This window comes from Burkholderia sp. Ax-1720, assembly GCF_011753035.1.
GTDB lineage: Bacteria > Pseudomonadota > Gammaproteobacteria > Burkholderiales > Burkholderiaceae > Burkholderia > Burkholderia gladioli.
Genome location: NZ_VWWK01000231.1, coordinates 1 through 9,226, shown reverse-complemented (window position 1 = coordinate 9,226; position 9,226 = coordinate 1). Strand labels below are relative to the sequence as shown.

Genomic DNA, 9,226 nt, shown 5'->3' with positions numbered 1-9,226 from the left:
CGCGCGGCCGCCTCGGCCAGCCGCGCGGCCGCGTCCGGATCGGCGGCGCGCCGCGCCAGCGAGGCGGGCGTGACGAACGAGGCCTGCACGCGCGCCAGCTCGGCCTCGGGAATCGTGTGCGGGCCGCCGTCGTGCTCGACGATCTGCCGGAACTCGGCTTCCACCTCGTCGATGAAGCGCTGCCCCTCGGCCTTCACCAGGATCTTGATGCGCGCCTTGTACTTGTTGTCGCGACGGCCGTACTGGTTGTACACGCGCACGATCGCCTCGATGTAGTTCATGATCTGCCGCCAGGGCAGGAACTCGCGCATCAGCGTGCCGATCAGCGGCGTGCGGCCCATGCCGCCGCCGGCCGTGACGCGAAAGCCCAGCTCGCCGCGCGCGTCGTGCACCAGCCGCAGCCCGACGTCGTGCCAGGCGGTGGCGGCGCGATCCTCGGCCGCGCCCGTGATGGCGATCTTGAACTTGCGCGGCAGGAAGGCGAACTCGGGATGCAGGGTGGTCCACTGCCGCATGATCTCGGCGAACGGGCGCGGATCGGCGATCTCGTCGGGCGCGACGCCGGCGCGCTCATCGCAGGAGATGTTGCGGATGCAGTTGCCGCTGGTCTGGATGCCGTGCATGTCGACCGTGGCGAGCAGGTCCATCACATCGGCGGCACGCGCGAGCGGGATCCAGTTGAACTGCACGTTGGTGCGCGTGGTGAAGTGCGCATGGCGCGTCGGCAGGCGCGTGGTGCCGAGCGCGCGCTGCGCGTCGAGCGCTCGCCGGTAGACCTCGGGCTCGGGCACGTCGTAGTCGCGCGCGATGCGGGCCAGCACGCGCAGCTGGGCGCTCGACAGCTCGCCATAGGGCACGGCCACGCGCAGCATCGGCGCGTGGCGCTGCACGTACCAGCCGTTCTGCAGGCGCAGCGGGCGGAACGCTTCCTCGTCGAGCCGGCCGTCCTGCCAGCGTTCGAGCTGGTCGCGGAATTGCGCGGCGCGGCTGCGCACGAAGGCGCGGTCGAATTCGGTGTATCGATACATGATGAGTGGGGGAGAGCGGGGCTGGCGCGCCCTGAAGCGCCGACCTTACGTGGCGCGCCGCGCCCGGACAAGCAGCAGATCGCGCGCGAAACGGCGCAGCAGTTGCGATGGTTCGCGACGCGTGGGCGCGCCCCGAACTGCTGCGCTCGTTTTGGTTCCGGCTGCTGCTGTACGCGTGGCGCGGGGCACGCGATGATCCGTTCCAGAGCACGGCACCGTGTCGCCCCTTCGTCCGGTGCCGTGCCGGGATTACTGCGCGAGTGCCCGGGTCATCACCCCTAAACCCGCAGAGCTTGCGGCCGCATGCCTGTGGCGCGGCAGGCAACCGCTCCGACACCTGGGTGCCGGAGCCCTCATTGCCGCGGACGATGGACACATCGCGCCGCTCGTGCCGCTCGTGCCGCCCACGCATTGCATCGCATTCCTGAGCAGCCTCGGGGATGCGATGATGCGACGGACATGTCTGTCTGCTGATATTTCGTGAGAGATGCCGGCGCATCCGCTCCTATAATGGTTTTCCCATTTCGAGCGCGAAGCCTTCCGCCATGTCCCTCTTCCAGAACCGCAGCTGGCTGCATCTGCAACGATTCGTCCTCGGCGCCGTCGCGGCCTTCACCCTCGCCCACGCGCAGGCGGCCGAGCCGCGCTGGCAGACGCTGCCGCCCACCCCGGCGCCGGTGGCGGGCGAGCAGCACGGCATCGCCGAGGTCAACGGCATCCGTCTCTACTACGCCACCATCGGCCATGGTTCGCCGGTGATCCTGGTGCATGGCGGCCTGTCGAATTCCGATTATTTCGGCTACCAGGTCAAGTCGCTGATGAAGCACCACAAGGTGATCGTGCTCGACAGCCGCGGCCACGGCCGCAGCTCGCGCAACGAGCAGCCCTTCGGCTACGACCTGATGACCGACGACGTGGTCGCGCTGATGGACAAGCTGAAGCTGCCGCGCGCCGATATCGTGGGCTGGAGCGACGGCGCCATCATCGGCATCGACATGGCGATCCGCCATCCCGACCGGGTCGGCAAGGTGGTGGCCTTCGCGGCGAACACCAAGACCGACGGCGTGATGCCCGATGTCGAGAAGAACCCGACCTTCGCCGCCTTCATCAAGCGCGGCGGCGACGAGTACCGCCGCCTGTCGCCCACGCCGAAGGAATACGATGCCTTCGTCGAGCAGATCAGCCATATGTGGGCCTCGCAGCCGAACTGGAGCGACGAGCAACTGAAGTCGATCAGGACGCCGGTGCTGGTGATGGACGGCGACCACGACGAGGCGATCAAGCGCGAGCACACCGAGTACATCGCCGCGACGATTCCCGGCGCGGGCCTGCAGATCCTGCCGAACACCAGCCACTTCGCGATGCTGCAGGATCCCGAGGCCTTCAATTTCGCGGTCGAGCACTTCCTCGGCGATCGCTGAGGCGGCTGCGGGCCGGTGCTCTCGATGGCCGGCCCGGGCTTCGGATCGGCCATCGATCCCGGCCGGCGCGATTGATCGCCGGGCCTGACCGGCCTAATGCACGACGGGCACGACGGCGGCGAGCGTCCAGCTCGCCGCCGTTTTCCTTTCTCCCTTCCTGGCCTGCCTTCGCCGCTCAGCGTTGCGTGGCCGCTGCCGCCGCCAGCCGCCGCATCGATTCGGCCGCCGTCACCCGCAGCCATTGCGCCAGCCGCCGCGCGCCGTCGGGCAGGTCCAGGTCGTCGCGCGTGCAGAGGTAGTAGTCGCGGCCGTCGTCGAGCGCGGTGTCGAACAACTGCACCAGCTCGCCGCCGGCCAGCTCGGCCTCGATCAGCGGCGCGCGCATCAGCCCCGCGCCGAGCCCGGCGCGGATCGCGCTCAGCGTCAATTGCCCGTCCTCGAACATCGGCCCCACCACCGGCGGCACGTTGCGCACGCCGGCATTGCGCAGCCAGTTGACCCAGGTGCTGCGGTCCTCGTCGTGCACCAGCGGCACCGTCGCCAGGTCGGCCGGCTTGCGCAAGGGCCCGAAGCGGCGCCGGAACGCCGGATGGCAGACCGGCACCATCGCGCCGGGCAGCAGCTTCTCGCAGCGGTAGCCGGGCCAGTCGGCGGCGCCGGCACCGAAGCGGATGGATAGATCCGAGGCGTCGCTGCGATAGTTGCGGTGGTTCGCGTAGCGCACGTTGACGTCGACATCGGTGTTCTGGTCGAGGAAGCGATGCAGGCGCGGCACGAACCAGCCGATGCCGAACAGCGGGATCAGGCTGATGGTGATCTGCCGCAGCGAGGAGCGATCGCGCACGAAGCCGGTCGCGCTGCGCAGCACCGAGAACGCCGCGCTGATCGAGCGGTAGTAGTCGCGGCCCTCGTCGGTCAGCGCCAGCGTGCGTCCCTCGCGCACCGTGAGCGGCGTGAGGATGAAGGCGTCCAGCAGTTGCAGCTGGTGGCTGACCGCCGAGGGCGTGATGTCGAGCTCGGCCGCCGCCGCCGTGACCGAGCCCAGCCGCGCGAAGGCCTCGAAGGCGCGTACCGCGCGCAGCGGCGGATCGTTCGGCAATTGTTCGATATTTTTCATGTTTTGAATTCTATCGAATAATCCTGGAGCCGGCAAAATGCTCAAATCCCTTGTAGGTAAAGAGTTTTAGGCGATATGGCCTGGTTCGCATAAGTATTCAATCAAAGGATATTTGCCGGTCAGGGTGTGACTATTTAGTATTTTTCATGTTTTAATCGTCCGCCACACGCTACCTTTCCCATGAAGAAAACCGTCCCCCTCGCCGGCGCAGCGTTCGCCGTCTCCGCCGCGGCGCTCGCGCTGTGGTTCGCCGCGCCGGCCGCCCGTGCCGCCCAGGCCGCCGATGCGCCGCAAACCGTGCTGATCGGCCTGGCCGCGCCGCTGACCGGCCCCTCGGCGCGGATCGGCAAGGATCTGCAGAACGGCGCGCAGCTCGCGCTCGACGATGCGAACCGCCGCCATCCCACCATCAACGGCAAGCCGGTGGTCTACAAGCTGGTGGCCGTCGACGATCAGTCGGATCCGCGCACGGCCGTGACGGTCGCGCAGGACCTGGTCGAGCAGCATGTGATCGGCGTGGTGGGCCACTGGAACACCGGCTGCAGCGTGCCGGCCGCGCGCGTCTATCGCGACGCCGGCATCCCCGAGATCGCGCCGGCCTCGACGGGGCACCAGTACACGCAGCAGGGTTACGCCACCGCCTTCCGCATCATGGGCCACGACGACACGGGCGGCGCCTATACCGGCGCCTACGCGGTGAAGACGCTGCACGCCCGGCGCATCGCCGTGCTCGACGATCGCACCTCGTTCGGCTCGGGGCTGGCCGACCAGTTCGTGAAGGGCGTCGAGGCGAACGGCGGCACGATCGTCGATCGCCAGTACGTCACCGACAAGACCACCGATTTCAGCGGCGTGCTGACCGCCATCAAGAGCAAGCGCCCGGACCTGGTGTTCTTCGGCGGGCTCGACGCGCAGGCCGCGCCGATCGCGCGCCGCATGCACCAGCTCGGCATCGACGCGACCCTGCTCGGCGCGGGCGGCTTCGTCAGCCAGACCTTCCTGTCGCTGGCCGGCAAGGACGGCGAGGGCGTGACCGCGCTCGAACCGGGCCGGCCGCTGGCGAAGATGCCGGGCGGCCCGGCCTTCGACGCGCAGTACCGCGCGCGCTATCACGCGCCGATCGAGCTGCACGCGCCGTTCGCCTACGACGCCGCCGCGACCCTGATCGCCGTGGCCGAGCAGAGCAAGTCGACCGATCCGGCCAAGCTGGTGACGGCGCTGCACAAGGTCGACCGCCAGGGCGTGACGGGCCGCATCGCCTTCGACGAGCAGGGCAACCTGAAGGATCCGGCCTACACGATCTATCGCGTGCAGGGCGGCAAGTGGAACGTGGTGGACGTGCTCGGCGGCGGCTCCGGCGCCGGCACGCCAGCCGCGCACTGAGCACGGCATGAAGCTGGCATGAAGGCGAACGGGCGGCGGCCGATCGAGGATCGGCGGCTGCCCGTTCGCGTTTGCCATGCCGGATCGCAGCGGATTCGGGCGCGCCGTGTTCCCGGCGGCGCGCAGGCGGCACCCGCGATATCCGGATCGAACACAAATAACGAATCACCCCCAGTCAGGAGTTCCCATGACCGAGCCGAACCCATCGGCCGCGCCGAGCGACGCGGCCGACCATCGCCTGGGCATCCTCGCGCGACGCAGGATCGAGGCGGAAATCATCAAGCCGATCTACGAGATCATGAAGCGCGAGTTCGGCATCGAGCGCGCGCAGGCCGTGATCGCCGAGGCGATCCGCGGCGCGGCCGTCGATGCCGGCCAGTCCTTCGCCGCGCAGGAGCCCGGCGGCACCAGCATCGCCTCCTTCGTTGCCCTGCAGGTGCTGTGGGAGAAGGACGACGCGCTGGACGTCGAGGTGCGGCGCGAGGATGCCGGGCATTACGACTACGACGTGCATCGCTGCGCCTACGCGGAGATGTATCACGCGATGGGGCTCGGCGAGATCGGCCACCTGCTCAGTTGCGCGCGCGACGAATACTTCATCCGCGGCTACGATCCGCGCGTGGCGCTGACGCGCACCAGCACCATCATGCAGGGCGGCAAGCGCTGCGATTTCCGTTATCGAATGCGAGGCGAGAACCCGGCTGCCGGCGACCAGGAGAGCAAGCATGACGAATGATGTCGGGAGCCTGCGCGTCGACGGCGCGCGTCTGTGGGATTCGCTCGACCGGATGGCCGAGATCGGCGCGACGCCCAAGGGCGGCGTCTGCCGGCTCGCGCTGAGCGAGCTCGATCGCGAATCGCGCGACCTGTTCGTGGCCTGGGCGCGCGAGGCGGGCTGCACGATCCGCGTCGATCGGATGGGCAACGTGTTCGCGCGCCGCGCCGGGCGCGTGGTCGGCGCGGCGCCGGTGATGACGGGCTCGCACGCCGACACGCAGCCGACCGGCGGCCGCTACGACGGCATCTACGGCGTGCTCGGCGGGCTGGAGGTGGTGCGCGCGCTGAACGACGCCGGCATCGAGACCGAGCGGCCCGTCGAAGTGGTGCTCTGGACCAACGAGGAAGGTTCGCGCTTCGCGCCGGCGATGGTCGCCTCGGGCGTGTTCGCCGGCGTGTTCACGCTCGACTACGGGCTGTCGCGCGCGGACCGGCAGGGCACCACCCTCGGCGAGGCGCTGGCCGCGATCGGCTACGCGGGCGAGGCGCCCGTCGGCGGCCATGCCGTGCATGCCGCCTATGAACTGCATATCGAGCAGGGGCCGATCCTGGAGCGCGCCGGTACCACCATCGGCGTGGTCACGGCGGGGCAGGGGCAGCGCTGGTACGAGCTGAGCTTCAGCGGCGTGGACGCGCATGCGGGCACCACGCCGATGGACGCGCGCCGCGATGCGCTGGTCGGCGCGGCACGCGTGATCGGCTTCGTCGACGCGCTGGGCCGGCGCCGCGCGCCGGATGCGCGTGCCACGGTCGGCATGATCGAGGCGCGGCCGAACTCGCGCAACACGGTGCCGGGCGAATGCTTCTTCACGGTGGAATTCCGCCATCCCGACGCGGCGGTGCTGGCCGAGATGGATGCCGAGCTGCGCGCGGAAGTGGCGCGCCTCGCCGGCGAGAGCGGGCTGGGCGCGCGCCTCGAGCAGATCTTCGACTACGCGCCGGTGCCGTTCGCGCCGCGCTGCATCGAGGCGGTTCGCGAGGCGGCGGCGGGGCTCGGCCTGTCGCACCAGGACATCGTCTCGGGCGCGGGGCACGATGCCTGTTACCTGGCGCGGGTGGCGCCGACCGGCATGATCTTCGTGCCCTGCATCGACGGGCTCAGCCACAACGAGGCCGAGGCGATCACGCCCGCCTGGGCCGAAGCCGGCGCCAACGTGCTGCTGCACGCGGTGCTGGCCAGCGCGATGGAGCCGGTGACGGACGGGGTGTGAAGCCGCCGGCTCGGGCGAGCCGGTCGATGCCTCGCGGATTGCCGCGATCCGGGCATCGATCGGGAAACCTTGCCCGGGCGGGACCAGCGGCGAAGACAGCGAGCTTGAAACGAGGGGCCGGCACGCGCGAGCAGCCGGCTCTTCTTCGTTTACAGCGTCGGATGGCACTCGAAGGTGAGCTTGGCCTCGCGCTCGGAGACGTGCTCGAAGCCGGGGCTGGCGCGCATGCCTTGCTGCGCGCAATAGGCGTCGGCGGTGCTGACCGCCTTGCGATGGGCGGCGGCCCAGGACAGCACGGCGCCGTGGGCGCTGGTGTTGACGGTATAGACGTGCGGCTTGTCGGTCGCGCTGACTTCGGACACGCTCGAGCATGCACCGAGCCATAGCGTCAGGCAGGCCGCGATCATGACGACGAACGGGGTTCTGGCAGACATGGCGGGTTCTTTGCTGGGTAGCGGCAGCGCGGGGCGCTGCACGGGGAATGGCGGAAGTATCCGCGAATTCGTCGATCCGATCATCGCCGGCTTGCCGAACAGTTCGTTTCCGTTGTGTGAACAATGGGCGACGAAGCCGGGCGATCGGGATGGACGGTGAAGTCCGCGACAGGTCCGGCGGGCTTGGCTGGCCGGGGTTTCGCGCGGGTTTCGGGCGAACGGGCTTGTCAACCAGCGTGACGCGATCGAGCGGGGAGCGTTCGAGGGTCGGGCACCGGATCGGCGCCATGTCGAGGCGGCTTGCCGCGAGATGGCCATGAGCGGCGCGTGCCGCCATGCCGGCCCTGGGCGCGGCGACGGGGCTTCGTCGCGCCATGTCGTGCAGTCGCCTGGCACCGAAGTTCGCTCAGGCGAAGCCGGCCGACCAGGCGGCGCGCCCGCGTTCGCCGAGCAGGGCCCGCCCCAGCGTCTCGAAGGCGACCGCCGGCAGGTCCGGCAGCCGCTCGACCACGGTGCTGGTCGGGTAGAAGGTCTCGACCGCGTCGTCGAGGATGCCGACGCCGATCAATTCGACGCCGCGCGCGCCGATCTCGGCGATGCGCGCGCGCAGGTCGGCGCGCAGCAGGGCGGGGTCGCCGTCGCCGGTGGCCGGGTAGCCGTCGGACAACACCATCAGGATGCGCCGCCGGGCGCGGCGGGCGAGCAGGCGCTCGGCGGCCCAGCCCAGCGCCTCGCCGTCGGGATTCTCGTGGCCGCAGTCGATGCGGGCCAGCCCGCTGGGATTGTCCGAATCGAAGCGCTTGTAGATCTCCAGGTCGAGCCGCTCGACGAAACGGTTGTAGCCGCGCGGCGAGTGGCCCTGCGCCAGCCAGCGGTCGCGCCAGGCGCGCATCGCGGGATCGTCGACCGAGCTGTAGCCGAGCGCCTCGCAGGCGAAGCCGAGCTGCATCAGCGCATCGCACAGCGCCGCCGCGCAGAGCCTCGCCAGCTCGATCTTGCGGCCCGCCATCGAGCCGCTGCGGTCGATCAGCAGGGTGACCGCCGTGTCGCGCCCCGACATCACGCGCCGCGTGCGGAACGGCGTGCGGTAGCCCGGCAAGGTGGCCAGCCGCGCCAGCGCGCGCCGGTCGAGTTCGCCGCGCTCCTGCTCGGCGCGCCAGTGCAGGTGCTCGTCGGCTTCCAGCGCGCGTTCGAGTTGCGCCTTGAGGCGCGTGGTCTGCGCGCGTGCCGCGCCGCGCAGCTTGCGCCAGGCGCTGGCGTCGCCGGCGCCGGTGAGGTCGGTGACGGTATCGAAGGCGGTGGTGATCGGGAGCGAGCGGCCCGGCGCGAGCTCGGCGCGCGGCCGGGGCGGCGGCGCGGCGCTGTCGCCGGCGGCCTGGTCGTCGGCCGAGGAGGCCGAATCGGCCAGCGTCGCTGCGCCGGAAGGCTCGGTGCTGCTGCTGCGCGCATCGGGCGGGCCGGCCGCGTCGAAGTCCCGGTCGGGATCGATCTCGGTGGCGGTGGCGGGCGCGTCCAGCGAGGTCTCGCGATCGACCGTGATCATCATGTTGTTGGCCTCGCCGCGCGCGAGCTGGCGCACGCGCTCGACGATGCGGCCGGCCGCGGCGATGCTCTCGGCCGTCGAGCGCGAGGCTCGCGCGGCCGCGATCAGCTCGGTGCTGGCGCCGAGCGTGGCCTCGATCGAGTCGACGCGTTCGGTGAGCGGTACCGCCTCGCCGCGCAGCGCGCGTCCGACGCGCCAGACGAAGCGTTCGCGCCAGTTCAGCTTCGGCCAGCGCCGGGCGATCTCGCGCGCGGCCGCCTCGCGCTGGCGCGCCAGCAGCGCCGCGGCGCCGGGCAACCGCGCGTCCAGCGC

Annotated in this window: 8 protein-coding genes; 4 read left to right on the top strand and 4 right to left on the bottom strand. The window is 70.5% G+C overall.

Translation table 11 applies throughout. From position 1 onward, the window contains the following. The coding region (locus tag F3J18_RS33435; RefSeq protein ID WP_240156481.1) for a nitrite/sulfite reductase at positions 1-1,028 on the bottom strand (1,028 nt) is incomplete at its 3' end. Between the two features lie 545 nt (positions 1,029-1,573). Between F3J18_RS33435 and F3J18_RS33430 the strand changes: the two genes are divergently transcribed. Further along, entirely contained in the window at positions 1,574-2,449 is an 876-nt protein-coding gene (locus F3J18_RS33430) for an alpha/beta hydrolase (RefSeq protein ID WP_166916390.1), read from the top strand. A 175-nt stretch (positions 2,450-2,624) separates the two neighbouring features. Here F3J18_RS33430 and F3J18_RS33425 read toward each other — a convergent pair whose 3' ends face one another. Then, complete coding sequence (locus F3J18_RS33425) at positions 2,625-3,566, bottom strand: LysR substrate-binding domain-containing protein (RefSeq protein ID WP_025100688.1); 942 nt, start codon at positions 3,564-3,566, stop codon at positions 2,625-2,627. A gap of 180 nt (positions 3,567-3,746) precedes the next feature. Between F3J18_RS33425 and F3J18_RS33420 the strand changes: the two genes are divergently transcribed. The 3 genes from F3J18_RS33420 to F3J18_RS33410 all read left to right on the top strand — a co-directional run bounded on the left by F3J18_RS33420 (position 3,747) and on the right by F3J18_RS33410 (position 6,937). Beyond that, positions 3,747-4,949, top strand: a complete 1,203-nt coding sequence (locus F3J18_RS33420) for a branched-chain amino acid ABC transporter substrate-binding protein (RefSeq protein ID WP_166916388.1) — start codon at positions 3,747-3,749, stop codon at positions 4,947-4,949. A 187-nt stretch (positions 4,950-5,136) separates the two neighbouring features. After that, entirely contained in the window at positions 5,137-5,685 is a 549-nt protein-coding gene (locus F3J18_RS33415; protein WP_166916386.1) for an L-2-amino-thiazoline-4-carboxylic acid hydrolase, read from the top strand. After that, positions 5,675-6,937, top strand: a complete 1,263-nt coding sequence (locus F3J18_RS33410) for a Zn-dependent hydrolase (RefSeq protein ID WP_166916384.1) — start codon at positions 5,675-5,677, stop codon at positions 6,935-6,937. Before F3J18_RS33415 ends, F3J18_RS33410 begins: the two co-directional genes overlap by 11 nt. Positions 6,938-7,086: 149 nt before the next feature. On the opposite strand, the gene F3J18_RS33405 is transcribed toward F3J18_RS33410, so the two are convergent. Then, positions 7,087-7,371 (bottom strand): hypothetical protein, encoded by a 285-nt coding sequence (locus F3J18_RS33405; protein WP_166916382.1) that lies wholly within the window; start codon positions 7,369-7,371, stop codon positions 7,087-7,089. Between the two features lie 406 nt (positions 7,372-7,777). Beyond that, positions 7,778-9,226, bottom strand: a 1,449-nt coding sequence (locus F3J18_RS33400) for a cobalamin biosynthesis protein CobT (protein WP_166916380.1), incomplete at its 5' end; no start/stop codon positions are given.